1 protein-coding gene is annotated in these 503 nt (G+C 65.0%); it reads right to left on the reverse strand.

Annotated elements, in window-relative coordinates:
- Positions 1–229 precede the first annotated feature (229 nt).
- The coding region (locus PV363_RS17915) for a DUF933 domain-containing protein (RefSeq protein WP_301023110.1) at positions 230–503 on the reverse strand (274 nt) is incomplete at its 5' end.

Here is a 503-nt window from a genome sequence, read left to right on the forward strand (position 1 = left end):
ATTGAGCGAAACCAAGCCATCTACGACGCCGGGTAGTCCACCCCGCAGAACCGTTTGGCCACGGTCATACCGCCCGCCAAAGCCCCAGGTGAAGCCGAGCCACAGACAGATCAAAGAGCCCACGCGCGCCCTCAGAACAGGCCTTGCGAGCACGTCACGCTGAAATTCTTGCGGACTCAGTGCGGACCGCAGGGTCCACACCCCCTCTGACCTGCGCTTTTACGCCGATTCAGACGTTGAAGCGGAACTCCACCACGTCGCCGTCCTGCATGACGTAGTCCTTGCCCTCCATGCGGACCTTGCCCGCCGACTTCGCCGCGGCCATCGAGCCGGCGGCCACGAGGTCGTCGTACGACACGATCTCTGCCTTGATGAAGCCACGCTGGAAGTCGGTGTGGATCACGCCGGCCGCCTCGGGCGCGGTCGCGCCCTTCTTGATGGTCCAGGCGCGAGCCTCCTTCGGCCCGGCGGTGAGGTAGGTCTGCAGCCCGAGGGTCTCGAAG

Origin of the sequence: Mumia sp. (assembly GCF_028803055.1) — a bacterium.
GTDB lineage: Bacteria > Actinomycetota > Actinomycetes > Propionibacteriales > Nocardioidaceae > Mumia.